At 61.6% G+C, this 24,742-nt stretch carries 29 protein-coding genes and 2 tRNA genes; 17 read left to right on the top strand and 14 right to left on the bottom strand.

All coding sequences use genetic code 11. The features are described from left to right. Positions 1–150: 150 nt before the first annotated feature. Positions 151–843 carry a glutathione S-transferase family protein gene (locus tag DZG07_RS16745; RefSeq protein ID WP_119818831.1) on the bottom strand — a complete coding sequence of 231 codons (693 nt, stop codon included), beginning with the start codon at positions 841–843 and terminating at the stop codon, positions 151–153. A 69-nt stretch (positions 844–912) separates the two neighbouring features. On the opposite strand from DZG07_RS16745, the gene DZG07_RS16740 reads away from it, so the two are divergent. The 4 genes from DZG07_RS16740 to DZG07_RS16725 all read left to right on the top strand — a co-directional run bounded on the left by DZG07_RS16740 (position 913) and on the right by DZG07_RS16725 (position 6,807). Continuing rightward, entirely contained in the window at positions 913–1,425 is a 513-nt protein-coding gene (locus DZG07_RS16740) for a DinB family protein (protein WP_119818828.1), read from the top strand. 315 nt (positions 1,426–1,740) lie between these two features. Continuing rightward, positions 1,741–2,400, top strand: a complete 660-nt coding sequence (locus DZG07_RS16735; RefSeq protein ID WP_245429501.1) for a hypothetical protein — start codon at positions 1,741–1,743, stop codon at positions 2,398–2,400. Between the two features lie 166 nt (positions 2,401–2,566). After that, positions 2,567–4,444 carry an ABC-F family ATP-binding cassette domain-containing protein gene (locus tag DZG07_RS16730; RefSeq protein WP_119818822.1) on the top strand — a complete coding sequence of 626 codons (1,878 nt, stop codon included), beginning with the start codon at positions 2,567–2,569 and terminating at the stop codon, positions 4,442–4,444. Positions 4,445–4,698: 254 nt separating this feature from the next. Further along, positions 4,699–6,807: a molybdopterin oxidoreductase family protein gene (locus DZG07_RS16725; protein ID WP_119818819.1), complete on the top strand. Its 2,109-nt coding sequence runs from the start codon at positions 4,699–4,701 to the stop codon at positions 6,805–6,807. On the opposite strand, the gene DZG07_RS16720 is transcribed toward DZG07_RS16725, so the two are convergent. Both DZG07_RS16720 and DZG07_RS16715 read right to left on the bottom strand, forming a co-directional pair. Beyond that, positions 6,808–7,188, bottom strand: a complete 381-nt coding sequence (locus DZG07_RS16720) for a helix-turn-helix domain-containing protein (protein ID WP_119818816.1) — start codon at positions 7,186–7,188, stop codon at positions 6,808–6,810. Continuing rightward, positions 7,188–7,481, bottom strand: a complete 294-nt coding sequence (locus DZG07_RS16715) for a type II toxin-antitoxin system HigB family toxin (RefSeq protein WP_119821821.1) — start codon at positions 7,479–7,481, stop codon at positions 7,188–7,190. The genes DZG07_RS16720 and DZG07_RS16715 overlap by 1 nt, the downstream gene beginning before the upstream one ends. Before the next feature lie 42 nt (positions 7,482–7,523). Between DZG07_RS16715 and DZG07_RS16710 the strand changes: the two genes are divergently transcribed. Continuing rightward, on the top strand, positions 7,524–8,417 hold the full coding sequence (locus DZG07_RS16710; protein WP_119821819.1) for a cation diffusion facilitator family transporter: 894 nt from the start codon (positions 7,524–7,526) through the stop codon (positions 8,415–8,417). Positions 8,418–8,430: 13 nt separating this feature from the next. Here DZG07_RS16710 and DZG07_RS16705 read toward each other — a convergent pair whose 3' ends face one another. From DZG07_RS16705 to purM, 3 genes are read right to left on the bottom strand one after another with little or no spacing between them, the layout of a single operon-like run. Beyond that, positions 8,431–8,946 (bottom strand): histidine phosphatase family protein, encoded by a 516-nt coding sequence (locus tag DZG07_RS16705; protein WP_119818813.1) that lies wholly within the window; start codon positions 8,944–8,946, stop codon positions 8,431–8,433. A gap of 31 nt (positions 8,947–8,977) precedes the next feature. Further along, positions 8,978–9,685, bottom strand: a complete 708-nt coding sequence (gene purN, locus DZG07_RS16700; protein WP_119818810.1) for a phosphoribosylglycinamide formyltransferase — start codon at positions 9,683–9,685, stop codon at positions 8,978–8,980. Continuing rightward, entirely contained in the window at positions 9,682–10,746 is a 1,065-nt protein-coding gene (purM, locus tag DZG07_RS16695) for a phosphoribosylformylglycinamidine cyclo-ligase (protein WP_119818807.1), read from the bottom strand. Before purM ends, purN begins: the two co-directional genes overlap by 4 nt. Positions 10,747–10,954: 208 nt before the next feature. On the opposite strand from purM, the gene DZG07_RS16690 reads away from it, so the two are divergent. The 3 genes from DZG07_RS16690 to hdaA are packed head-to-tail and all read left to right on the top strand — an operon-like array spanning position 10,955 to position 13,368. Beyond that, entirely contained in the window at positions 10,955–11,512 is a 558-nt protein-coding gene (locus DZG07_RS16690) for a CDP-alcohol phosphatidyltransferase family protein (protein ID WP_091912133.1), read from the top strand. Beyond that, complete coding sequence (locus tag DZG07_RS16685; protein ID WP_162931756.1) at positions 11,484–12,653, top strand: AI-2E family transporter; 1,170 nt, start codon at positions 11,484–11,486, stop codon at positions 12,651–12,653. Before DZG07_RS16690 ends, DZG07_RS16685 begins: the two co-directional genes overlap by 29 nt. Positions 12,654–12,666: 13 nt before the next feature. Beyond that, on the top strand, positions 12,667–13,368 hold the full coding sequence (hdaA, locus tag DZG07_RS16680; protein ID WP_119818804.1) for a DnaA regulatory inactivator HdaA: 702 nt from the start codon (positions 12,667–12,669) through the stop codon (positions 13,366–13,368). A gap of 7 nt (positions 13,369–13,375) precedes the next feature. Here the strand turns inward: hdaA and DZG07_RS16675 are convergent, their stop codons facing one another. The 4 genes from DZG07_RS16675 to DZG07_RS16665 form a co-directional block, all read right to left on the bottom strand. After that, positions 13,376–13,657 carry a hypothetical protein gene (locus DZG07_RS16675; protein WP_091912127.1) on the bottom strand — a complete coding sequence of 94 codons (282 nt, stop codon included), beginning with the start codon at positions 13,655–13,657 and terminating at the stop codon, positions 13,376–13,378. 362 nt (positions 13,658–14,019) lie between these two features. Further along, on the bottom strand, positions 14,020–14,166 hold the full coding sequence (locus DZG07_RS23930; RefSeq protein WP_091912124.1) for a hypothetical protein: 147 nt from the start codon (positions 14,164–14,166) through the stop codon (positions 14,020–14,022). A 77-nt stretch (positions 14,167–14,243) separates the two neighbouring features. Then, positions 14,244–14,585 (bottom strand): hypothetical protein, encoded by a 342-nt coding sequence (locus tag DZG07_RS16670; protein WP_119818801.1) that lies wholly within the window; start codon positions 14,583–14,585, stop codon positions 14,244–14,246. 87 nt (positions 14,586–14,672) lie between these two features. After that, positions 14,673–14,840 carry a Thivi_2564 family membrane protein gene (locus DZG07_RS16665; protein ID WP_091912120.1) on the bottom strand — a complete coding sequence of 56 codons (168 nt, stop codon included), beginning with the start codon at positions 14,838–14,840 and terminating at the stop codon, positions 14,673–14,675. A 178-nt stretch (positions 14,841–15,018) separates the two neighbouring features. On the opposite strand from DZG07_RS16665, the gene DZG07_RS16660 reads away from it, so the two are divergent. The 3 genes from DZG07_RS16660 (at position 15,019) to DZG07_RS16650 (ending at position 15,531) form a co-directional block, all read left to right on the top strand. Then, positions 15,019–15,095, top strand: a tRNA-Pro gene (locus DZG07_RS16660). Between the two features lie 16 nt (positions 15,096–15,111). Continuing rightward, on the top strand, positions 15,112–15,417 hold the full coding sequence (locus DZG07_RS16655) for an ETC complex I subunit (protein ID WP_091912119.1): 306 nt from the start codon (positions 15,112–15,114) through the stop codon (positions 15,415–15,417). A 37-nt stretch (positions 15,418–15,454) separates the two neighbouring features. Continuing rightward, positions 15,455–15,531 (top strand) — tRNA-Arg (locus DZG07_RS16650). Positions 15,532–15,593: 62 nt separating this feature from the next. Here the strand turns inward: DZG07_RS16650 and DZG07_RS16645 are convergent. Further along, positions 15,594–15,890, bottom strand: coding sequence for an addiction module antidote protein (locus tag DZG07_RS16645; protein ID WP_119818799.1), 297 nt, complete (start codon positions 15,888–15,890; stop codon positions 15,594–15,596). Further along, entirely contained in the window at positions 15,891–16,184 is a 294-nt protein-coding gene (locus DZG07_RS16640) for a type II toxin-antitoxin system RelE/ParE family toxin (RefSeq protein ID WP_119818797.1), read from the bottom strand. Positions 16,185–16,343: 159 nt separating this feature from the next. Between DZG07_RS16640 and DZG07_RS16635 the strand changes: the two genes are divergently transcribed. Continuing rightward, a complete protein-coding gene (locus tag DZG07_RS16635) occupies positions 16,344–16,859 on the top strand; it encodes a cupin domain-containing protein (protein ID WP_119818794.1) in 516 nt (171 codons plus the stop codon). Between the two features lie 18 nt (positions 16,860–16,877). On the opposite strand, the gene DZG07_RS16630 is transcribed toward DZG07_RS16635, so the two are convergent. Continuing rightward, positions 16,878–18,056: a cystathionine beta-lyase gene (locus tag DZG07_RS16630; protein ID WP_091912113.1), complete on the bottom strand. Its 1,179-nt coding sequence runs from the start codon at positions 18,054–18,056 to the stop codon at positions 16,878–16,880. A 386-nt stretch (positions 18,057–18,442) separates the two neighbouring features. On the opposite strand from DZG07_RS16630, the gene DZG07_RS16625 reads away from it, so the two are divergent. From DZG07_RS16625 to DZG07_RS16605, 5 genes are all read left to right on the top strand, one after another. After that, positions 18,443–19,471: an amino acid ABC transporter substrate-binding protein gene (locus DZG07_RS16625; RefSeq protein ID WP_091912111.1), complete on the top strand. Its 1,029-nt coding sequence runs from the start codon at positions 18,443–18,445 to the stop codon at positions 19,469–19,471. A gap of 62 nt (positions 19,472–19,533) precedes the next feature. Then, positions 19,534–20,724 (top strand): amino acid ABC transporter permease, encoded by a 1,191-nt coding sequence (locus DZG07_RS16620; RefSeq protein WP_091912109.1) that lies wholly within the window; start codon positions 19,534–19,536, stop codon positions 20,722–20,724. Between the two features lie 4 nt (positions 20,725–20,728). Next, a complete protein-coding gene (locus tag DZG07_RS16615) occupies positions 20,729–21,886 on the top strand; it encodes an amino acid ABC transporter permease (protein WP_119818791.1) in 1,158 nt (385 codons plus the stop codon). A 16-nt stretch (positions 21,887–21,902) separates the two neighbouring features. Next, positions 21,903–22,706 carry an amino acid ABC transporter ATP-binding protein gene (locus DZG07_RS16610; protein ID WP_091912106.1) on the top strand — a complete coding sequence of 268 codons (804 nt, stop codon included), beginning with the start codon at positions 21,903–21,905 and terminating at the stop codon, positions 22,704–22,706. Between the two features lie 130 nt (positions 22,707–22,836). Continuing rightward, the gene (locus DZG07_RS16605) at positions 22,837–23,505 is read left to right on the top strand and encodes a TIGR02117 family protein (protein WP_119821817.1); all 669 of its coding nucleotides are present in this window, start codon (positions 22,837–22,839) and stop codon (positions 23,503–23,505) included. A gap of 3 nt (positions 23,506–23,508) precedes the next feature. Here DZG07_RS16605 and DZG07_RS16600 read toward each other — a convergent pair whose 3' ends face one another. Further along, positions 23,509–24,717, bottom strand: coding sequence for an FAD-dependent monooxygenase (locus DZG07_RS16600; RefSeq protein WP_119818788.1), 1,209 nt, complete (start codon positions 24,715–24,717; stop codon positions 23,509–23,511). Positions 24,718–24,742: the final 25 nt, after the last annotated feature.

Below are 24,742 nucleotides of genomic sequence, written 5' to 3'. Positions count from 1 at the left end.
CTACCCTGCCGACCATCTGACGCAGTTTTCTGCGCTTCCGGTGCTTATGGATTTGAATGCCCACTCCGCTCGTCGCCTGTGGCGACCCCGAAAACCACGCCATATGACCCGGCAGGACGAGTTATCAAACGCCTCAGGCCTAGCCCGGCTTCAGGCCGCGGCGTCCACCGTGCGGCCGATGCCGTCGTGGAGGTCGAGGCAGCGCTCGAACCAGGCGCTTACCGGATCGTCGGCAGCAAGATACTGGAACGGCGACGTGACACGGACCCACTGCAAGGCGCCGAAGACGATGTAGTCGGGATAGAGCGGCGCATCGCCCCCGATGAAAGGCTGGTAGGTGAGCATGTTGCGCAATGGCTCAAGCGATGCGCGAAAGGCGGCAAGGCCGCTCTCGCGAACCGCAGCGACGTCCTCGAGCGACTTTCCGAAGCGGGCTTCGCGGCTTTCGCGGAAATAGGCCTTGTTGGCTTCGTTCTGCCGTCCGTAGATATCCATCAGTGCGGCTGCACCCAGATAGGGATGAAGCGTCATCTGCGACCAGCGCTCGATGAAGCGGGCCATCGCCTCGCCGCCTTCGCCGCCGAAGAGGGTCGGACGCTCCGGATAAGCCTGATCGAGATAGAGCGCGATCTGGAAGGAGTCCGCCACGACGGCATTGCCGTCGCGGATCACCGGAATGGTCTTCGAAACGCCGCCCTCGACTGCCGGAACCTCGAGGAAAGTGGTCGGCACGGTCTCGAAGTCGAGGCCCTTGTGCGCCAGCGACATCGCCGTCTTCCAGCAATGCGGGCTGTAGGGGCGCGTTTGATCGTGTCCGACAAGGTCGTAAAGCAGAATGGTCATTGGCGTGTCTCTTGCCGCGCGTTAGGAGTGGCGGACATATTCCTTGCTTTGCATGTCAAAAGGAAGTCCATGAGACAGCATTTCATGATGTTGGCCGCCTATAACGCTTGGGCCAATGGGCGCATTTACGACGTCGCCGCAACGCTCACCGAGGAGGAGTTCTGCCGCGATACAGGCGCTTTCTTCAAGTCGATGATGGGCACGCTGAACCATCTTGTGGCCGCAGATCGCATCTGGATGAAGCGCTTCACCGGCCAGGGCGATGCGCCGGCAGCGCTCGACACGATCATCCATGCCAATTTCACCAAACTGCGTGCCGCCCGCGAGGTCGAGGACAAGCGCATCTTCACCTGGATCGACGGGCTCGACGCGAAGGCTCTGGCCGGCCGCTTCAGCTACATGACCGTCAGCGACATGCGTACGATCTCGCAGCGTCTGGCACCGGCGCTCGACCATCTGTTCAACCACCAGACGCATCATCGCGGCCAGGCACATATGATCCTGACCGTGCTCGGCAAACCATCCGTGCAACTGGATTTGATCGCCTTCCAGAGGACGGAGGAAGGGCGAGCCTACGCATGAATTGCGGGTTGCTGAAAATTTCCTTTGAAAATTATGGGTTAGTCGAGACTATCTAAACATCTAATATAATTCGATCTATATCGAAGTAGATCAGAAACTATATTCATAGCTCTTTGAAACTAATCTCTCTGCTATTCGTAGTTGCATTGTTAGTCGGCGCGATTGTCGGCTGGCTCATGTCAACCACAGGAGAGAGTTATGGCTTCGATCATACGTAAAGTCGCCAAGACCTTGGCGAGTGGTGCAATCATTTTAGCATTCTGCATGCCGGTTCTTGCGCAGGACGCTCGCAGCGGCCTCGGTGGCTTAAGCAGCGTGAGCAACGGCCTTGGCCTCGGCGGCTCCAAGGGCGGCCTGAATGTCGGCGGCGCCAACGGCATAAGCGTCGGCGGCAGCAAGAACGGTGCCCTGGGCGTTGGCGTCAGTGTCGGCGGCGCCAGAGGCATCAACGCGGATGTCGGCGCGACTGTCGGCGGCAGCGAAGGGCTTGCGAATGTCGGCGTTGGCGCGACCGTAGGCGGCGCCAATGGCATTAACGCGAAAAGCAACACGTCGGTCGCCGGTCGCACCGGCCTGGTCGATTCCCGTACGGGTGCCACTATCGGCGGCGCCAACGGCGTGAGAGCCGGCGTCAACGCCAATGTCGGCGGGACGACGGGGCTGGCGAGCGTCGGCATCGGTATCGGCATCGGCGGTGGAGCGTTGACACCCGGTAATCCTGGAACTCCGGGAAATCCTGGCACGCCTGGCAATCCCGGTACGCCCGGTAATCCCGGTACCCCTGGCAAGCCTGGCACTCCCGGCAATCCGGGCGTTACCCCCGGGACCCCCGGTGCTTCGGGCGTGGTTGCCGGAATGAGCTCCAAGGAATTGGCCCGCTACAAGCGCCGCTGCATCGAAATCCTGGGAAGCCCATCCAGCTATGACGGTGACCTCGTAGCACTTTGCCGCTCAGTTCAGATGGCTGCGCGCTAACAGAGAACAGACGAGGAAAATGCCTCTAGGGATGCCGTGACATCCTGGAGCCCGTCATAGGCAAGAGAAAAGCGGCCCGCCACTGGCGGGCCGTTTTTCGTCCAGCTTCGATTTGCCATATGGCGGAGGCCTTGCGAACTTCCGGCGTCCAGTGCAAAAGCCCGCAATGCTTATTATAAACGACCTTTCCCTCCGCATTGCCGGACGCCTGCTTCTCGACCACGCCTCGCTTACGCTGCCGGCGGGAACGAAGGCTGGGCTTGTCGGCCGCAACGGCACCGGCAAGACGACGCTGTTCAAGGCGATCACCGGCGACATGTCGGCCGAGACCGGCTCCGTCAGCCTGCCCAAGAACCTGCGCATCGGCCAGGTGGCGCAGGAAGCGCCGGGCACCGAGGAGCCGCTGATCGAGATCGTGCTGAAGGCCGATCTCGAGCGCGCAGCCCTTCTCGAAGAGGAGAAGACGGCGACCGACCCGCATCGCATCGCGGAAATCCACATAAGGCTGGCCGATATCGACGCGCATTCGGCCGAAGCGCGCGCCGCGACCATTCTCGCCGGCCTTGGCTTTGACGATGCCGCGCAGAGGCGGCCGGCCTCATCCTTCTCCGGCGGCTGGCGCATGCGCGTGGCGCTGGCAGCGGTGCTGTTTTCCGAGCCCGACCTGTTGCTGCTGGACGAGCCGACCAACTATCTCGACCTTGAAGGCACGCTGTGGCTCGAAACCTATGTTTCGAAATACCCGCACACTGTGCTGCTGATCAGCCACGACCGCGACCTGCTCAACCGCGCGGTCAATTCGATCGTCCACCTCGACCAGAAGAAGCTGACCTTCTGGCGCGGCGGCTACGACCAGTTCGAGCGCCAGCTTTCCGAGCAGCGCGAATTGCAGGAGAAGGGCCGCGTCAAACAGGAGGCGGCGCGCAAGCATCTGCAGTCCTTCGTCGATCGCTTCCGTGCCAAGGCTTCCAAGGCCCGTCAGGCGCAGTCGCGCATCAAGGCGCTGGAGAAGATGAAGCCGATCTCGGCCCTGCTGGAAGACAGCGTGCGGCCATTCCACTTTCCCGAGCCGGTGAAGACCGTGGCCTCGCCGATCGTGGCGCTGGACGGTGTCGATGTCGGCTACCAGCCCGGAAGCCCGATCCTCAAAAAGATGACGCTGCGCATCGATGCGGATGACCGCATCGCGCTGCTTGGCGCCAACGGCAACGGCAAGTCGACCTTCGCCAAGCTGCTCGCTGGCCGGCTGAAGCAGGAAAAGGGCTCGATGACCATCGCGCCCGGCCTGAAGGTGTCGATCTTTGCACAGCATCAGCTCGACGATCTGCGGCCGGAGGAAAACGCCTACGAGCATGTGCGCCGGATGATGCCGGAAGCGCCGGAATCCAAGGTGAGGGCGCGTGTCGCCCAGTTCGGCCTTGCGACGGAAAAGATGAACACGCCGGCCAAGGATCTGTCCGGCGGCGAGAAGGCGCGTCTGCTGATGGGGCTGTCGGCCTTCGAGGGGCCAAACCTGTTCATCCTCGACGAACCGACCAACCATCTCGATATCGACAGCCGCGAGGCACTGATCCACGCGCTGAACGAGTTTCCGGGCGCGGTAATCCTGATCTCGCATGATCGCCATCTGCTTGAGGCCACCGCCGACCGGCTGTGGCTGGTCAAGGACGGGCATGTGAACCCCTATGACGGCGATCTCGACGATTACCGCCAGCAGATCACCGGCGTCTCGGCCAACAGCCGCGAGAAGCGCGAGGCGGACAAGGCCTCCAAGGCCGACCGTCGCCGAGAATCTGCCGCGCGCCGCGCCGCCATGGAGCCGATCGCCAAGGAAATCCGCGCGACGGAAGCGCTGATGGACCGCATCCGCAAGCGCATCGACAGCATCGAGGACGAACTCGCCAACCCGGCAGTCTACGAGAAAGACCCCTCGACCGCGACCCAACTCGCCAAGGAACGCTCGCAATTGAACGCCACGCTCAACGGCCACGAGGAAAAGTGGCTGAAGCTTTCGGCGGAATATGAGGAAGGCACGGCGGAGTAAGGTTTCTCTCTTCCTTCTTCCCGTTCATGGCCCTCGGGGAGATGGCTGTAGAGTTCGACCCCCACTCCGTCTCGGCTTCGCCGAGCCACCTCTCCCCCGTCGAACGGGGGAGAGGTGTCACGCGAAGCGTGACGGAGTGGGGGTCGACCTGCGGCAATGGGCGATTGTCCTGCCATGCAACATTGCTACGAACAAAGAAAACCGCGCAATCCTGGGCCCTACACCTTGCTTTCAAAACCCTGTAGTTTCGCCGCATGAACCAGCACGCCAAGCTCAGAATCGGCCATTCCGCCTGTCCGCATGACTGCCCGTCGACCTGCGCGCTCAATGTCGAGATCCTCGACGGCAACCGCATCGGCCGCCTGCATGGCGCCAAGGACAACAGCTACACGGCGGGCGTGATCTGCGCCAAGGTCGCGCGCTATGCCGATCGCATCCATCATCCCGACCGGCTTATGAAGCCGCTGGTGCGTGCCAGCGCCAAGGGCGAGGGCAGCTGGAAAGAGGCGAGCTGGGAAGCCGCCCTCGATCTGGTGGCCGAAAAATTCATTCGCGCCGAGGAAAAGCTCGGCAGCGAGACGGTCTGGCCTTACTTCTATGCCGGCACCATGGGGCTGGTGCAGCGCGACGGCATTGACCGGCTGCGCCATGCAAAGAAGTATTCGGGCTTCTTCGCCTCTATCTGCACCAATCTCGCCTGGACCGGCTATGTGCTGGGCACGGGCGCGCTGCGCGGCTCGGACCCACGCGAGATCGCCAAGTCCGACTGCGTCGTGATCTGGGGCACCAATGCGGTGGTCACGCAGGTCAATGTGATGACCCATGCGGTGAAGGCCCGCAAGGAGCGCGGCACGAAGATCGTCGTGATCGACATCTACGAGACGGCGACGATGAAGCAGGCCGACATGGCGCTGGTGCTGAAGCCGGGCACGGACGGCGCGCTGGCCTGCGCGGTGATGCATGTGCTGTTTCGCGACGGCTTCGCCGATCGCGACTATCTCGAAAAATACACTGACGATCCGAAAGGGCTGGAGGCGCATCTCGCTAGCCGCACGCCGGAGTGGGCAGCGGCGATCACTGGGCTTTCCGTCGCGGAGATCGAAGACTTCGCGCGGCTGGTTGGCACGACGAAGAAAACCTTCTTCCGCCTCGGCTACGGCTTCGCGCGCCAGCGCAACGGCTCGGTCAACATGCATGCGGCGCTGTCGATCCCGGCGGTCACCGGTGCCTGGCAGTATGAGGGCGGTGGTGCCTTCCACTCCAATTCAGGCATCTTCAAGCTCAACGGCGAATTGCTGGAAGGCACGAAGCTGCGCGACCCCAAAATCCGCTATCTTGATCACTCCCGCATCGGGCCGGTGCTGACCAATGCGGAGGACGCGCTTTACGGCGGCCCGCCGGTGACGGCGATGCTGATCCAGAACACCAACCCGGTGAATGTCGCGCCCGAGCAGCGGCTGGTGACGCAGGGCTTCCTGCGCGATGACCTGTTCACCTGCGTGCACGAGCAGTTCATGACCGACACGGCAAAGCTCGCCGACGTCGTGCTGCCGGCGACGATGTTCCTGGAGCATGACGACATCTACAAGGGCGGCGGCAACCAGCATGTCACGCTTGGGCCGAAGCTGATCGAACCGCCGGAAGGGCCGCGCACCAACCATTATGTCATCGAGGAACTGGCCAAGCGGCTGGGCGTCTCGCATTTGCCGGGCTTCGGGATGACCGAACGCGAGCATATCGACCACATGCTCTCAAAGCGCGGTTTAGGCGATTTTGATAGCCTCGAAGCCAGCCGCTGGGTCGACATGCAGCCTGAGTTCGAGGATGCGCATTTCCTGAATGGTTTTGGGCATCCCGACGGCAAGTTTCGTTTCAAGCCGCAGTGGAACGGCGGCGCCGCACCCAACAGGCCGCCTAAAAGTATGGGCATCTTCGGCCCGGTCGAGCAGCTTCCCGAATTCCCCGACCATGTCGACCTGATCGAGGTGGCCGACGCCGAGCATCCTTTCCGGCTGGCGACATCGCCGGCGCGCAATTTCCTCAACTCGACCTTTGCCGAAACGCCGGTGTCGCGCGAGAAGGAAGGGCGGCCCGAATTGCTGATCCACCCGCAGGACGCAGCAGCACTCGGCGTCGCCACGGGCGACCGCGTCGAGATCGGCAACCCGCGCGGCGAGGTGGTGCTGCATGCCAGGCTGTTCGAGACGATCCGGCGCGGCGTGGTCATCGCGGAAGGCATCTGGCCGAATTCCGCTCACGAGCGCGGCGAGGGCATCAACGTCCTGACCGGCGCCGACGCGCCAGCACCCTATGGCGGCGCGGCCGTGCACGACAACAAGGTCTGGGTGCGGGCGGCGGGGTAGTTAGCTGGCCATATCCAGATGATAGGGCGCGATCAGGGCATCCGCCGGAATTCCCCACGCTTTGCTCAGGCGCTGGATCATCGCCAGCGTCAGCGGACGCTTCCGGTGCAGTATTTCGGATGCGCGTGAGCGCGAACCGATCACCTGAGCAAGATCGCTCTGCGCCAGCCCCAGGGTTTCCATGCGATGGCGGATCGTGTCGACAGGATCGGCTGGTTCGATAGACCAATGCTTGTTTTCATAGGCGTCGATCAGTTCGGCAAGCACGTCGAAGCGATCAGCCTCCGGCGTTCCCTGTTCGGGGACTTCGGCAAAATACTGCTCGATCTCGGCCAGCGCCCAGTCGTAATCCTCCTCGGTGCGGATCGGACGAATATCCACTAGATTGTCTCCGGATCAATGCGATCATAGTCGGCGTGGGTGCCGACGAACTTGATCAGAACACGCCGGTAAGGGTAGGCGACGTGCACGATCAGCCGATAATTGTTGCCGCCGATATTGAATATCAGCCGGTTGTCGCGCACGAAATCCACTGTCGTTCCAAACATTGCCTTCACATCGGCAGGCTTCGACCAATCCGCCTTGTCGACCAGTATATACCAGCTGCGAAGCGGCATCTCCTGAGTTTCCCGTGGTGGGAACAAGAGCGTGTAGCCCTTCCCATTTCCCGGCATTCCCGCATTATGCAGGCGCGACGGACCATCGAGGAGCATGCCATGAGCGGCGATCATAACCATGGCGACATGCAGAACACGCCGGTATCGCGGCTGTGGATGGCGCTCGGCCTGACCGGCGCCTTCATGGTGGCGGAGGTCATCGGCGGCGTTTTCACCGGCAGCCTGGCGCTGATTTCCGATGCCATGCACATGCTGACCGACACGATGGCGCTGGCGATCGCATTGCTGGCGATCCATGTCGGACGCCGGCAGGCGGACCTGCTGCGCACCTATGGCTATGCCCGTTTCGAAATACTGGCCGCCGCCTTCAACGCGCTGCTGCTGCTCGGTGTCGCCTTCTACATTCTCTACGAGGCTTACAAGCGGCTGTTCGAACCGCAGGACATCGCCTCGCTGGGCATGCTGGGCATTGCGGTCGTCGGCCTTGCCGTCAACTTCCTGTCGATGCGGCTCCTGAGCGGCCACAAGGACAACAGTCTCAATGTGAAGGGCGCCTATCTCGAGGTCTGGGCCGATATGCTGGGTTCGCTCGGCGTCATGGCCGGTGCAGCGATCATCTGGCTGACCGGCTGGCAGTGGGTCGATTCGGTCATTGCCGTCGGCATCGGCTTCATGGTTTTCCCGCGCACCTGGGTGCTGCTCAAGGAGTGCGTCAACATCCTGCTGGAGGGCGTGCCGCCGGGCATGAAGATCGATGAAGTCGAGAGCGCTATTGCGGCAGTGCCCGGCGTGGCCTCGGTGCACGATCTGCATCTTTGGGCGATCACCCAGAGCAAACCGTCGCTGACCGCGCACGCCGTGCTTTCCGACGGCGCGGATGCGGAAACGGTGCGCCGCGCCATCGAGGCGCGCCTCCAGGCGGATTTCGACCTGCATCACACGACGCTGCAGATGGAACGGGTGCCGTGCAAACCCGTCGAACGGATTCACTGAGAGGTTCGTGCAGTCAGTCGAGATCTTTTGGCCGCAGGAAATGGCTGAGCCGGGCTGCTCCGGCACGCAGTTCGTCCCATCGGCCGTCGAATTCCAGCCGTGCCAATCCGGCGGTCGGGAACTTCTTGCGCAGTTGCTGCATAGCGGTTTCGTCGGAACCTTCGCCGGAAATCAGCGTGGCGAAATCCTGCATCCCCGGATTATGCCCGAGCAAAAGCAGGGAGGTGATCTCCTCCGGCGCGTGGCGCACCTCGGCCAGCAACTGCCCTGCCGAGGCTTCGTAAAGCGTGTCGCGGAAGGTTGGCTCGACGAAGCGCGGCGATTGGGCGGCGACGAGTTGCCAGGTTTCCCGCGTACGGACCGACGGCGAAACCAGCGCCATCTGCGGCAGCCAGTTGCGCGCAGCAATCGCCTTGCCCATCAGCGGGGCGGCGTCCAGGCCGCGCGGCGACAGCGGCCGATCGAAATCGTCGAGATCAGGGGCGTCCCAGCTCGACTTGGCGTGACGCAGGAGAAGCAGTTCCTTCATCGTGCGGCTCCAGCCAGTGGCTCTTGGCGGCTTACGGCGTGAAGCGCGCCAGCGCCTCGAGATCGACCGCCTCGCGCACCGCGCTTGGCGAAGACACGAATGCTGTTGCAATCTGCTCGACATGCTCGATGTCCGAAAACACCGTCTTGCCGTCCTGCATCGCGGCCTTGCCTTCGCAGACCATGCGCAGTGCCAGCGGGAAAAGATGGTGCTCGGCCTTCAGCACGCGCGTGGACAGCGTCTTTTCGTCATCGCCGATCAGAACGGGAACCGCAGACTGTGCGATGATCGGGCCGTCATCCATCTCCGGCGTCACGAAATGCACCGTGCAGCCATGGATGCGCGTGCCGGCGTCGAGAGCGCGCTGATGCGTGTCGAGCCCCTTGAAGGCGGGCAGCAGGGCAGGGTGGATGTTGATCATCTTTCCCTGCCATTTCGCTACGAAGCCTGGCGTCAGGAGCCGCATATAGCCGGCGAGGCAGACTATCTCGGCGCCGAAGCCTGCGAGTTCCTTGTCGATCGCCGCGTCATGCGCGTCCTTGCTGGCGAAATCGCCGCGCGCAACCACGCGTGTCGGGATGCCCTTGGATGTTGCCAGTTGCAGCCCGCGCGCGTCCGCCTTGTCGGAGACCACGCCGACGATCTCGGCCGGAAAGGCGCGGTCGTCGGAAGCTTCGATCAGCGCGGCCATGTTGGAGCCGCGCCCGGAAATCATGATGACGATGCGTTTGCGGGTCATAGGGCGATGGCACCTCGATAGATGACGCCGCTATCGCGGCGCGGCACGATGCGGCCGATCGGCGAAACGGTTTCGCCGGCTTCCTGTAGCACGGCGGCGACCTGTGCCGCCTGTCCCGATGCGACGACCATGATCATGCCGACGCCGCAGTTGAAGGTGCGCATCATCTCGTTTGCAGCCACGCCGCCCGTCTTGGCAAGCCAGGAGAAGACCGGCGGAACCTCGATAGCGTCGAGGTCGAGCTCGGCGGAAAAATCCTGCGGCAGCACGCGCGGGATGTTTTCGGGGAAGCCGCCGCCGGTGATGTGGGCTAGTGCCTTGATGCCATGCGTGCCGCGGATCGCTTTGAGCACGGACTTCACATAGATGCGGGTCGGCTCCAGCAGCGCTTCGGCAAGTGTGCGGTCGTCGGCGAAGGGTGCGGGATCGTTCCAGTCGAGGCCGCTTGTCGCGACGATGCGGCGGACCAGCGAAAAGCCGTTGGAATGGACACCTGACGAGGCGAGGCCAAGCAGAACGTCGCCTTCGACGATGTCGTCGGTCGGTAGCAACTGGCCGCGTTCGGCCGCACCCACGGCGAAACCGGCGAGGTCGTAGTCCTTTTCCTGGTACATGCCGGGCATCTCGGCCGTCTCGCCGCCGATCAGCGCGCAGCCGGCCTGCCGGCAGCCTTCGGCGATGCCGCCGACGATCGACGCACCCTGTTCGGGGTCGAGCTTGCCGGTGGCGAAATAGTCGAGGAAGAACAGCGGTTCGGCACCCTGCACGACGATGTCGTTGACGCACATGGCGACGAGGTCGACGCCGATCGTGTCGTGCTTGCCGGCCTCGATGGCAATCTTCAGCTTGGTGCCGACGCCGTCATTGGCCGCGACCAGCACCGGATCGGAAAAGCCTGCGGCCTTCAGGTCGAACAGTCCGCCGAAGCCGCCGATCTCGCCATCGGCGCCGGGGCGGCGCGTCGAGCGCACCAGTGGCTTGATCTTCTCGACCATGAGGTTGCCGGCATCGATGTCGACGCCTGCCTGCGCATAGGTGAGCCCGTTCTTCTGGCCGCTCATGGCTGTTCCTTTGACTGTCGACGGTTCAAGGGCGGCTCTTCGCATGAACCGCCCCGCCCTGCAAGAAGTGGGGGCAAAAGCGATGCGACTTTAGGCGGCAAAAATCGTGGACAGAAGTCTGTCGCGCTCTGGTATCTTGCAGGCAGAGTCGGGCTTGACCATGTATCAGGCTCGAGGTGTTGGGAGATCGCGGGGAGGTAATGACGTCGTGACCGTCGCGAATATGATCACGATTCTGCGGTTCGTGCTGGTGCCGGGCGTAATCTACGCCCTTTTGAGCAACCGCACCGACTGGGCTCTTGCCGGGTTCGTCATCGCCGGCGTGTCGGACGGCGTCGACGGTTTTGTCGCGCGTCATTTCAACCAGCGCACGGAACTGGGCGCCTATCTCGACCCGATGGCCGACAAGCTGCTTCTGGTCAGCGTCTTTGTCATGCTCGGCTTCATGGGCGAACTGCCGCTCTGGCTGGTGGTGGCGGCGGTTTCGCGCGACGCGCTGATCATCTGCGCGGTCGTTCTGTCGACCGTGATGGCAAATCCCGTGGCGATGAAGCCGCTGATGGTTTCGAAGGCCAATACGGCAGTGCAGATCGTTCTTGCCGCCTTCGTGTTGGGCGAGCTTGCCTTTGGAACGAATTACGACCTCATTCGGTTCGGCCTGATATTCCTGTCCGGGCTCTTGACCGTCGCTTCGGCAGCGGCCTATCTCGTGGACTGGCTGAGGCACATGAATGGTTATGGCGAAAGCGAAAATCCAAACGGTTGAGGTGACTCAAGAGGATCCGTCGGCAGCGGCGTTCCGCCGGCAGATCCGTTTCTGGATCATTACGGCGCTCGTGCTCGCGCTGCTGATCTATCTGTTCAGCGACGTTCTGCTGCCTTTCGTAGCCGGCATGGTGCTGGCCTATTTCCTTGATCCCGTGGCCGACCGCCTGCAGCGGCTCGGATTGTCGCGCCTCATGGCGACGATCCTGATCCTGATCACGTTTCTCATTATCGTGGTGATTGGGCTCGTCATCCTGATACCGATACTGGCCTCGCAGCTTTCGGATTTCATCACCAAGCTGCCGGAATATCTGACGCAGTTGCAGGGCCTCATCACCAGCTTCGACCCGCAATGGATCGAGCAGCGCTTCGGCGTCAACGCCAACGATCTGCGCGAAGGGCTGAATTCGCTGGCGACCACCGGCTTCGGCTTCCTGACGACGGTGTTCAAGTCGATCTGGAGCTCCAGCATGGCGCTCTTTTCCATCGCCAGCCTGTTCGTGGTGACGCCGGTCGTCGCCTTCTACATGCTGCTCGACTGGGACCGGATGGTCGCAACCGTCGATCGCTGGGTGCCGCGCGACCACGTCAAGACCGTTCGCCAGATCGCCACCGACATCAATTCCGCCACCGCCGGCTTCGTGCGCGGGCAGGGCACACTGTGCCTCGTGCTCGGGCTTATGTATGCCGCCGGCCTGACGCTGACCGGCTTGAAATTCGGCGCGCTGATCGGCCTGTTTGCAGGCCTTATCAGCTTCATCCCCTATGTCGGCTCGCTGGTCGGGCTGGTGCTGTCGGTTGGCCTTGCCTTCGTGCAGTTCTGGCCGGACTGGATCATGGTGGTGGCCGTGGCCTGCGTGTTCTTCGCCGGCCAGTTCATCGAGGGCAACATCCTCCAGCCCCGGCTCGTCGGCAAAAGTGTCGGGCTGCACCCGGTCTGGCTGATGTTTGCACTGTTCGCCTTCGGCGCGCTGTTCGGCTTCGTCGGCCTGCTTATCGCCGTGCCGGCGGCGGCAGCGATCGGCGTTCTGGTGCGCTTTGCGATATCGCAATATCTCGAGTCGCCGCTCTACAAGGGTCATCCCGAGATTGCCGAGGCAAAACCGGCCCGCACAGCCAGAGCTCCGCGCGCCGATGGCTAGGTTGTGATCTGCCATGCGTGAGCCGGAAAAACCGCGCCAGCTGCCGCTCGATCTCGGCCATACGCCGGGCTATTCGCGCGACGATCTCGTGGTGTCGCAGGCCAACGCACAGGCCGTTTCGCTGGTCGACCGGTGGCCGGACTGGCCATCGCCGGTGGTGGTTCTCGCGGGGCCGGCAGGCTCGGGAAAGTCGCATCTCGCGGCGATCTGGCGCGATGCTTCGCATGCGCTGCGCCTCAAGGCTTCCGATATCGAGAAGCACGTCGCTGAAATCGATGGTACAAGGCCGGTGGTGATCGATGATGCCGATGACCGGTTTCTCGACGAGAACGGCCTGTTTCACCTGATCAACCAGGTTCGCGCGACCGGCACGCAACTGCTTCTGACGTCGCGGCGCTTTCCGGCCGCATGGGGCGTGACCTTGCCTGACCTCGCATCGCGGCTGAAGGCTGCGGCAACGATAGAGATCGACGAGCCGGACGACCTGCTTCTGGCCGGCGTCATCACCAAGCTCTTTGCCGACCGTCAGATCGAGGTCGACCAGAACGTCGTGCAGTTTCTGGTCAGGCGCATAGAACGCTCGCTGTCCACCGCGATCCGCGTTGTCGACAGGCTAGACCGCGCCGCCCTCGAACAGAAGACGCGCATCACCCGTGCGCTGGCCGCCGAAACGCTGAATGCGCTCGACCAGGGACAGGCAGAGTTCGAGATTTAAGGCTGCTTCAGCGGGCGAGGCGGCGATAGACCTGCTGCGCCGCCAGGAGCACTGCAAGAATCGTGGCGTTCGAAAACAGGCCGACGGCAATCGCGGTCACGGTATCCTGACCCTCCTTCGCGCCGAAGCTCGTCGGAATGAGCACGGCCACGAAGACCAGCCCGAGCGCGATCGGTATCCAGCGATTCAGCGCCTGGGCGGTATTGGCTGCGGTGAGCAAGAGCGCAATCAGCAGACCGATCCTGAAAATGTCGGTCAACTGGGCGAGATAGATATCGATAATTGGCATGCGTCCTCCCTGACTGCGCGCGATAATGTGCAGGCTGTAGCGCTATGTCGAGAGGCGTTGGCGCTCTTGTAGCGGCGCTTGCCGGTCAGCGCCATTTCTGGTCACCTTTGATTCTTAAAGGGGCAGGGATTCGGGCATGACCAACAACGGACTGCTACTCAAAGGCTTGGCTGCTGTGATCGGGTGTTTTGCCGGCGCTTACATCGGCCAGGAACTGCTGGGCGGCGCAGCGCTTGGATAGACCGTAACCGGCGCCATCGTGGCGGTATTCTGCTATCCGCTGTTCAAAACCTTGATGGAGCGGCGCGCCCGTCCATAAGGGCGCGCTGTATCGGGAGGCGTTGGCTCTTATCGCCTGCGCGTCAGTTTTCCTGAACCGACACGCCTGATTCATCGATCCGCAGCTCGACGCCGGAAGGCTTCGATTCTTCGCGATAGACGTAGATGCCGAGCGCGATGACCGCGACGACGAGCGCACCGATTATGAGATAAAGCCTGTTTTGCTGCATGAATGTGCCCCGTTCTTAACGTTCTGGAATAGGAAAAAGGCCGGTAATTCCGGCCTTTTGTTTTTCGATCGAGACGATCAATACCAGCGACGGCGAGGTTCGCTGCTTGCCTGCCCGACGGCTATGCCAAGCAGGAAGCCGACAATGCCCACGAAGCCGAGCACAGCCGTCGTGGTTCCCGGATTCTCGCGGGCCACCTCGGAAACGGCCTGGGCCTGCGTGCGCAACTGCTGCGTTGCCTTGGAGGCGCGATCCGATGCGCTTTCGTAAAAGCTGGATGCCTGATCGCGGGCGTCATCCATCAGTTCGGCGCTGCGTGCCGAGACGGTCTTGTTGATCTTCGCGATCTCCTTGCGAAGATCGGCGATCTGCTTTTCGAGCGCCTTCTGAATATCTTCTGAGCTGGGTGTGTCGGCCATAAAGGATTTCCTTGTATAGGGGAGGTTCAGGAACGGTCGTCAAGCCGGATCGTTCCCGAACTATTTTGTCGAAAACGTTTCCCGCGATCAAAACACTGCGAGATACTTCAGCAGCGAGATGATGCCGATGACGATGACGATAAGCTGAACGATCTGGCGCATGCGGCCGTCGATCGGAAGTCGCTGAACGAGATAGAGCACCAGTATGATTACAAGAAACGTAATCAGGATGCCGATGAGAACCGATGAAGCCATAACCCCTTCTCCATGATTGACGGCGTGGCCGTCGTCTGAACTAGGCATAAACTATGCACCGACTAACGCCCGGACACCGTACGGGTTCCATTCGAGATCATTCTTGAGACGCCAAATCGGGATTTTGTGTTTTCCGGGCTTGCCTTCCAAACCGGCAAACCCTATGGACTGCATCGTTCGGAGTGTAGCGCAGTCTGGTAGCGCATCTGGTTTGGGACCAGAGGGTCGGGAGTTCGAATCTCTCCACTCCGACCAAAACGATGAGGGAAACATGTCTGCGCGCATCTTCAGCCCCGCCAAGACGGCGATGCAGTCGGGTAAGGCCAAGACTGGTCTCTGGGTTCTTGAGTTCGATCCGGCCATGCCGCGAAAGATCGATCCGCTTATGGGCTACACCACCTCGCGCGACATGAAGAGCCAGATTCGCCTCACCTTCGGCTCGAAAGAAGAGGCGGTCGCCTATGCCGAGAAGCATGGCCTCGATTTTCGCGTTCAGGAACCGAAGGAAGCCAAGCGGCGCCAGATTTCCTATGCGGAGAATTTCCGCTTCGACCGCAAGATTCCCTGGACACACTGAACCGCGCACGAGCCGGTTTGTGTGCTGAGGGGCGCGCGGTCCCGTAGCTCAGCTGGATAGAGCACCGGCCTTCTAAGCCGATGGTCACAGGTTCGAATCCTGTCGGGATCGCCAATAATTTCAATAGCTTAGGTTTCTGCCTTTCCTTTTGGATTTTTAAGTCGAGGTGGCAGGATTCATGCGGCTTTGTCGGCCGATTCGATGGTCATGTGCAGACCGAGCGCGCTCATCACTTTTATGATGGTGGCGAACTCCGGGTTTCCATCGACGCTGAGCGCCTTGTACAGGCTTTCGCGGGAGACACCGGCGGTCTTGGCGATCTGGGTCATGCCATGTGAGCGGGCTACGTCACCAAGGGCTTTGGCGAAGAAAGCCGCGTCGTTCTCTTCGAGTGCGGCATCAAGGTAGGCGACGACATCCTCCCTGGTGTTGAGGAAGTTGACAACGTCCCATTTCTTCGTCTGCAGAGCCATTTATCCAACTCCTTTTGCCAGTTCCTTTGCGCGCTCGACATCGCGACTTTGAGAAGTCTTGTCGCCTTCGCACAGGAGGATCACGACCTTGTCGCCTTGTCGAACAAAATACACCCGGTAGCCGGGGCCGAAGACCAAACGTAGTTCGCCGATCCCGTCGAAGAATTTGTGGTCACCGAGATTGCCTTCTTTGACGCGCTCGATGCGCACCATAATTCGGCTTCGCGCCTGCCTGTCTCGTAAGCTATCCAGCCATTCCTCAAACTCGGTCGTATAGTGAACGGCAGTCACCAAAATAGTATCCTACAGGCTACAAAGCAACAAGATGCTATTTCATTCTAGCTAGGTGCCTCTGTTTCGTGAAGGATGCGTGTAGCCTGTTGTCGGGTTCTGCGCCCGTTGCAGAACTCTCGCGGCGAAATAGCGGACATATTACATCGGCAGGAAACGCTCATGACCTCGACGGATTCCGACCTTCCCATCGCTCACTGGTCCGATATCGAAAACCCCGACGGCGAGACGTTCAAGGGCACGGACGAGGCGCGCAGCATCAACGCTGCCTTCGGCGCGCATTTCGGCCTCGAGCGGCTCGGCATTCATCATGAGCGGTTGCTGCCGGGCCGGCGCACATCCTTTCCGCATGCCGAAAGCGCGGAAGAAGAATTCGTCTATGTGCTGGAAGGCGAACCCGATGTCTGGCTGGATGGCCGGCTGCATCGGCTCAAGCCGGGCGATGGCGTCGGCTTTCCGGCAGGCACGGGGCTCGCCCACAGTTTCCTGAACAACACCGAGACGGAAGTCCGGCTGCTGGTCGTGGGCGAGACGGCCAAGGCGGAGAACCGAATCGTCTACCCGGTCAACCTCGAACGCAAAGCGATGCGCGACGACTGGTGGGACGATCACCCCAGGCGCCCATTGGGCGACCACGATGGATTGCCCGACAGGGTGCGGGCATCAAGGGCGAAGTAGGGGAGAGGCGTTGCCGCCTCAATCCTCCACCGCCGCTGCGGCTGCCAGTCCCTTGGCGATATCGGCCTTGATGTCCTCTACGTTCTCCAGCCCGATCTGCAGCCGGAGGATCGGTCCTTCATACGGCCCCTTGGCGACGACGCGGTCGCCGAGGAAGACGTGCACCGCAAGGCTTTCATAGCCGCCCCAGGAATAGCCGAGGCCGAAGATTTCGAGCGCATCGAGGAAGGCATGCGCCTGCTTCTGGCCGCCACCGGCCAGCACGACCGAAAAGATGCCGCTGGAGCCTGAAAAGTCGCGCTTCCAGATGGCGTGGCCGGGGTGGCTCTCAAGGCCGGGGTGAAGGACGCGGGCGACGCCGGGCTGCTTTTCCAGCCAGCGGGCGATTTCAAGCGCGCTTTCCTGATGGCGCTCCAGCCGCACGCCCATGGTGCGCAGGCCGCGCAGCACCTGATAGACATCGTCGGGTGCCGCACAGCAGCCGAGCGTCAGGAAACCCTGATGCAGCCTTTCCCATGATGCGGCGTTGGCCGAGACGGTTCCCAGGAGAACGTCGGAATGCCCGGCGGGGTACTTGGTTGCTGCGTGGATCGAGACATCGACGCCGTGGTCGAGCGGCTTGAAATAGAGCGGCGTCGCCCAGGTATTGTCCATCATCACCACGGCGCCGCGTTCATGAGCCGCTTTGGCGATTGCTGGAATGTCCTGCATCTCGAACGTGTTGGAGGCCGGCGATTCGGTGAACACGACCTTGGTGTTCGGCTTCATCAGCTCGGCAATGCCCGCGCCGACATGGGGATCGTAATAGTCGACCTCGATGCCCAGCCGCTTCAGCATGGTGTCGGCGAAATTGCGGGTCGGATGGTAGACCGAATCGACGATCAGCACGTGGTCGCCGGCCGACAGGAAGGCAAGCAGCGGCACCGTGACGGCGGCCAGCCCCGACGGCACGAGGATGGTCCCGGCCGAGCCTTCCAGCTCGTCGATGGCGTTTGCGAGTGCGTCTGTGGTCGGGGTACCGCGCGTGCCATAGGTGTATTTTTGCGCGCGGGCCGCCAGAGTGGCGGCGTTCGGAAACAGGACCGTGGAAGCATGCACGACCGGTGGGTTCACGAAGCCAAAATAGTCGCGCGGATCGTTGCCCGCATGCGCCAGGCGCGTGTTGATGCCCATGTCTGTGTAGTCTCGCTTGGCCATGTCTTCCCCGCTTCGATAAGAGGCTGACAGGCATAAAGCGGCGGGCTGAACGGCGCAACCGAGACGGGGCGTGGCCAGCCTCGAACTTTGTTGCTCCAGCGAAGTTCACGCGGCGGAAAAAGACCTGCCGCAAGGGCAATTCAAAGGCGGAAAATACCCTCTAAATGTCGGTTTTGGGCATATGGTTTTCAATTTCCCCTTCATCCGGTCATTGTGCTTGACCTCACGGACATAATCGCTTTCGATGCAGTTCGTGATTGTGATTGCTGCGAGCGCATCCTCTGCGATGCCGCGTTTCGGAAATGGGCCGGAATGCCAACGCTGCTTCCGCACGGGAAAAAAACGGGGCAAGTTCCCGAACAACAACAGAAAAGGGTCTGTGGGTTATGAAAAACTCCGTAAAAATCATTTTGGGCGCTGCCGCATTGGGGCTGCTGGCTTCGGCCGCATCTGCTGCAACGCTCGATGATGTCAAGAAGAAGGGCTTCGTGCAGTGCGGTGTCAGCACCGGTCTGGCCGGCTTTTCCGCGCCGAACGACAAGGGCGACTGGACCGGCATCGACGCCGATTTCTGCCGCGCCGTGGCGGCTGCGGTCTTCGGTGACGGCACCAAGGTCAAGTTCACGCCGCTCAGCGCCAAGGAACGCTTCACCGCGCTCCAGTCGGGCGAAATCGACGTCCTGTCGCGCAACACGACCTGGACCATCAACCGCGACACCGCACTCGGCCTGAACTTCGCTGGCGTCACCTATTATGACGGCCAGGGCTTCATGATCAACGCCAAGAAGCTGCCGGGCGTGAATTCCGCGCTCCAGCTTTCGGGCGCTGCCGTCTGCGTGCAATCGGGCACGACCACCGAACTCAATCTCGCCGACTACTTCAAGGCGAACAAGATGGAGTACAACCCGGTCGTCTTCGAGAAGCTCGAAGAGGTCAACGCCGCTTATGACGCGGGCCGTTGCGACGCCTACACGACCGACCAGTCGGGCCTCTATGGCATCCGCCTGACGCTCGGCGCGCCGGACGATCACGTCGTTCTGCCCGAGATCATCTCGAAGGAGCCGCTTGGACCCGCCGTCCGCCAGGGCGACGACCAGTGGTACCACATCGTCAAGTGGACCTATTTCGCGCTGCTGTCGGCTGAAGAGCTCGGCATCACCCAGGCCAATGTCGACGAGATGAAGAACTCCGGCAGCCCCGAGATCAAGCGCGTGCTTGGCACCGAGGCAGACACCAAGATCGGTACCGATCTCGGTGTGTCGAACGACTGGGTCGTCAACATCGTCAAGGCAGTGGGCAACTATGGCGAAATGTTCGAGAAGAACGTTGGCGCCGGCAGCCCGCTGAAGATCGCGCGCGGCATCAACGCGCTGTGGACCAAGGGCGGCCTGCAGTACGCTCCGCCGATCCGCTGATCGAGAACTATCCGGAAGGCGGATTCTCCGCCTTCCGGTTTCTCACATCAGGGGACGGTTAAATGGCATCCCAGGAAATACTTGGCCGGGACGCAGGCAGCCGCGTCTCGCTTATGAACGATCCTAAAATCCGCGGCATATTCTTCCAGATTGTCGTGGTGGCCCTCCTTGCGGCAGCGATCTACTGGATCGTCGGCAACACCGTCGAAAACCTGCGTCGCGCCAATATCGCATCCGGCTTCAGCTTCCTGCGCGGACGCGCCGGCTTCGACATCAGCGACAGCCTGATCGCGTATTCGTCCGATTCCACCTACGGCCGCGCGATCATCGTAGGCCTGCTGAACACCATCGTGGTCGCCGTCGCCGGCATCATCACGGCCTCTATTCTCGGCTTTCTGATCGGCATCGGCCGGTTGTCGCGAAACTGGTTGATCCGCAAGATCTCGACTGTCTATGTCGAAGTGTTCCGCAACATTCCGCCGCTGCTGGTCATCTTCTTCTGGTATTTCGGCGTGCTTTCGGTTCTGCCACCGCCGCGCGACAGCATTCACTTGCCGTTCGGATCGTTTCTCAACGGCCGTGGCTTTTACTTTCCGAAGGCAATCTGGGGCGAGGGCTCCTGGCTGATACTGGTGGCCTTCCTGCTTGCGATCGCCATGTCATGGTTCGTCGCGCGCAAGGCCCGTCAGCGCCAGATGGCGACGGGACAACCGTTTCCGATCCTGTGGACCTCCATCGGCTTGATCGTCGGCCTTCCGCTTTTGGCATTCATCTTCAGCGGTTTTCCGCTGACCTTTGATTTTCCGAAGCAATCCACGTTCAATCTGACCGGTGGTTTCCAGGTGAAGCCGGAGTTTCTGGCGCTTTATCTTGCCCTGTCCTTCTACACGGCAGCCTTCATCGGCGAGATCGTTCGCGCCGGCATCATGGGGGTGAACAAGGGGCAGAGCGAGGCGTCCTTTGCTCTTGGCTTGCGACCCGCGCAGACGCTGAGGCAGGTGGTGGTGCCGCAGGCCATGCGCATCGTCATACCGCCGCTCACCAGCCAGTATCTGAACCTGACCAAGAACTCGTCGCTTGCCATCGCGATCGGCTATCCCGATCTCGTTGCAACGGGCGGAACGGTGCTGAACCAGACCGGCCAGGCCATTGAAGTCGTGGTGATCTGGATGGTCGTCTATCTCGGCCTCAGCCTGGTGACGTCGGCCTTCATGAACTGGTTCAATGCCAAGATGGCTTTGGTGGAGAGGTAAGGTCATGCAAGAACACGATCTTTCCTATGTCCGCGCCGAAATGGCGGCATCCGAGCCGGCGCCGGCGGGCGTGAGCGGGCTTGGCGCATGGGTTCGCAAGAACCTGTTCGCCACCCCCTTCGATTCCGCGCTGACGCTCGTCGGATTGCTGGTGGTGGCCTACATCATCCCGCCGCTCATCAACTGGGCGTTCATCAGCGCCCAGTGGACCGGCACCGACCGTACTTTCTGCGCGACGGTGGCCCAGGGCGGTGTGCAACCCGACGGCTGGTCCGGCGCTTGCTGGGCCTTCGTCAACGCGAAGTTCGGGCAGTTCATGTTCGGCCGGTATCCGGTCGAAGAGCACTGGCGCGTCATCCTCGTAGCCATCATGTTCGTGGTGCTGCTGGTGCCGATGATGGTTCCTCGCATTCCTCGCAAGGGCCTGAACGCGATCCTGCTTTTTGCCGTGTTTCCTGTCGTCGCCTACTTCCTGCTCACCGGCGGCTGGTTCGGCCTGACGCATGTCGAGACCCCGCTGTGGGGTGGCCTGCTGGTGACGCTGGTTCTGTCCTTTGTCGGCATTGCCGTTTCGCTGCCGCTCGGCATCGTGCTTGCGCTCGGGCGGCGCTCGAAGATGCCGGTCGTCAAGATGATCTGCGTGATCTTCATCGAGGCGGTTCGCGGCGTTCCGCTGGTGACGGTGCTGTTCATGGCCAGTGTCATGTTCCCGCTGTTCCTGCCGGCCGGCATGACCTTCGACAAGCTGCTGCGGGCGCTTATCGGCGTGGCACTGTTTGCTTCGGCCTATATGGCTGAAGTGGTGCGCGGCGGTCTGCAGGCGATCCCGAAAGGGCAGTATGAAGGTGCCGATTCGCTTGGCCTGAGCTATTGGCAGAAAACGGGACTGATCGTGCTGCCGCAGGCGCTCAAGCTGGTCATTCCAGGCATCGTCAACACCTTCATCGGCCTCTTCAAGGATACGAGCCTGGTCTACATCATCGGCATGTTCGATCTGCTTGGCGTGGTGCGCCAGAACTTTTCGGACGCCGCCTGGGCCTCACCGCAGACACCGATTTCGGGGCTGGTCTTTGCCGGTTTCGTTTTCTGGCTGTTCTGTTTCGGCATGTCGCGCTATTCCATTTACATGGAACGACGCCTCGATACCGGCCACAAAAGATAAATAAAGGGGAAGGCCAATGGCCATAGAAAACGCAGTCAGCGCCGAGGAGATCAAGGTCGATCTCGGCAAGATGCAGATCTCGGATACCGACGTCGCCATCGATATCGTCAACATGCACAAATGGTATGGCGATTTCCACGTCCTGAAGGACATCAATCTCCGGGTCATGCGTGGCGAGCGCATCGTCATTTGCGGACCTTCCGGGTCCGGCAAATCGACGATGATCCGCTGCATCAACCGTCTGGAAGAGCACCAGAAGGGCAAGATCATCGTCGACGGCAAGGAACTGACCAACGATCTGAAGAAGATCGACGAGGTCCGCCGCGAAGTCGGCATGGTGTTCCAGCACTTCAACTTGTTTCCGCATCTGACGATCCTGGAAAACTGCACCCTGGCGCCGATCTGGGTGCGCAAGACGCCGAAGAAGCAGGCCGAAGAAATCGCCATGCACTTCCTGAAGCGGGTGAAGATCCCCGAGCAGGCCAACAAATATCCCGGCCAGCTCTCCGGCGGCCAGCAGCAGCGCGTGGCGATTGCCCGCTCGCTGTGCATGAATCCGCGCATCATGCTGTTTGACGAGCCGACCTCGGCGCTCGATCCGGAAATGATCAAGGAAGTGCTGGAAACCATGGTGGGCCTTGCCGAGGAAGGCATGACCATGCTGTGCGTGACCCACGAGATGGGTTTTGCGCGGAAAGTCGCCAACCGCGTGATCTTCATGGATCAGGGCCAGATCGTCGAGCAGAACACCCCGGCGGAGTTCTTCGATCACCCGCAGCACGAACGCACCAAGCTGTTCCTGTCGCAAATCCTGCATTGATCTTTTGGTACGCGCATTCGATGCGCGCGCTCTCGATCATGAAAGAAGCCCGGCTGAAACTCGGCCGGGCTTCTTTGCGTAAGCAAGTGCAATGGCCATCGAGGTCGTGCTCAGGATCGGTTCGGCTTCAATGAAACGACTTATTCGCTTCGCCGGTCTGGTGCTGCTTGCGGTTATCGTTGCGGTGGCCTTGGGAACGCTGGTGCCGCGACCGCTGTTTCAATCCGGCGAGGCAGGGCAGGGGCCGCTCCGCCGCATCCTCGTGCTGACCAACCCGATCCACACCGACATCGCCGTTCCGATCGACGATGATTTGCTGGAACGCTTCGGCTTCTTGCGCGAGGCGGGTCTGCCCGTCGATCTGTCTGAAGCGCGCTATCTCGTCTTCGGCTGGGGCAGCCGGGCATTCTACATCGGCACGCCGACATGGTCGGAGCTTAGCGCCGGGCCGGTGTTCCGCGCGCTGACGCTCGATAATTCGGCCATGCATGTCGAAGTCGCCGGCGACATTCCGGAACCAAACCCGGCCGTTGCCGCCTATGAAATCGGTGAAGCTGGTTTCCAGCGCCTGCTGGCTTTTATTGAGCAGGGCTTTCGGCAGGGAGCGAACGGCCCCGAACTGATCCAAGGCGCGGCCTATGGCGATTACGACGCCTTCTTTGAAGCCAATGGCTATTTCAACGCTCTGGTCGGCTGCAACACCTGGACGGCAGGAGCGTTGCGGGCGGCCGGCTTGCAGACGGGTTGGTGGAACCCACTCCCGGTCACGCTTGGTTACTCGCTTCGGCTGCACAATTGAGAGCTATCGACCGGACGGCTTCCAGCCATAGAGCCAGTCCATGTCGGCGGCGAGCTTTTCGGGCGGGCGCGTCTTCAGAACCAGATTGCGGGCCAGCGCGACCGGGCCTCTCGCATGCCAGGCGAAATGATTGAAGGCGCCGCGGCGGGCGACCTTTTCGATCCGCGGGCGGCGCGATGCTTCCCAGGCGGCGAGGGCGGTAGGCAAATCGTCCGGTGTGGCGGCCACGTATGCCGCAAGCGTATCTGCATCCTCGATGGCCATCGCCGCCCCTTGCGCCGCAAAGGGCGTCATCGCGTGCGCTGCGTCGCCGATGAGGGCGAGACCGGGAGCGATCCATGGCGCGTTTGGGTCGACGGTGTGGATTGGCCATGCTGTCCATGGGCCGGCGTTTTCGGCCAATTGCGCAAGCGCTGGTGCTGTGTTGCGCATCGCCTGTTTCAGGATGGAAATGTCGGCCTTGCCCGACCATCCCTCGGCAATGCCTTTTCCCGGCGTGAAGGCGACGAGATTGAACGCGGCCCCGCTGCGTACCGGATAGGCGATGAGGTGAAAGCCCGGATGCAGGAAGGCCATCACCGAATCCGGCGAACCGATTTCGGCAAAGGCACGGCCTTGCGGGCTTTGGCTGTCGATCATCGTGCGCCAGGCGAGTTCGCCGGTAAAACGGCTCTTTGCATTCGCCCCACCGCGCAGCGACGACCAGACGCCATCCGCGCCAACGACGAGGCGGGCGTCTGCCGGCTCGCTTTTTCCGGACTGATCGACTGAGACGGAAGCACCACCGTCACCCACAGTCACGCTGCGGACGGTAGCGCCTTTGACAAGCTGTATCGCCGGCTGCAGGGATATGGCTTCCAGCAGCGCGCCTTGCAGGTCGGCGCGGTGCGCAACGACATAGGGGGCACCCCAGCGTTTCTGAGCCATTGCGCCAAGCGGTACGCGGGCGAGTTCTCTAAGGGTCTTTGCGTCGCGCAGGATGACCGCTTCAGGCTGCACCGCCTTGGGCAGCAAAAATTGCAGCACGCCGAGATCATCGAGGATGCGGGTGGCGTTGGGCGAAAGCTGGATACCGGCACCGGCTTCCTCGAGCTTTTCCGAGCGCTCGAAGACGTCCACGGCAAAGCCGCGGCTGGCAAAGGCAAGCGCTGCTGTCAGCCCGGCAATGCCGGCACCCGCGATGACGATCTTTCCGGGGTGAGGAATATCCACCGGATCAATCGCCGCAAGCAGCGCC

The sequence above is a fragment of the Mesorhizobium sp. DCY119 genome, assembly GCF_003590645.1.
GTDB lineage: Bacteria > Pseudomonadota > Alphaproteobacteria > Rhizobiales > Rhizobiaceae > Mesorhizobium_M.
This window is presented reverse-complemented; position numbering and strand designations above follow the sequence as displayed.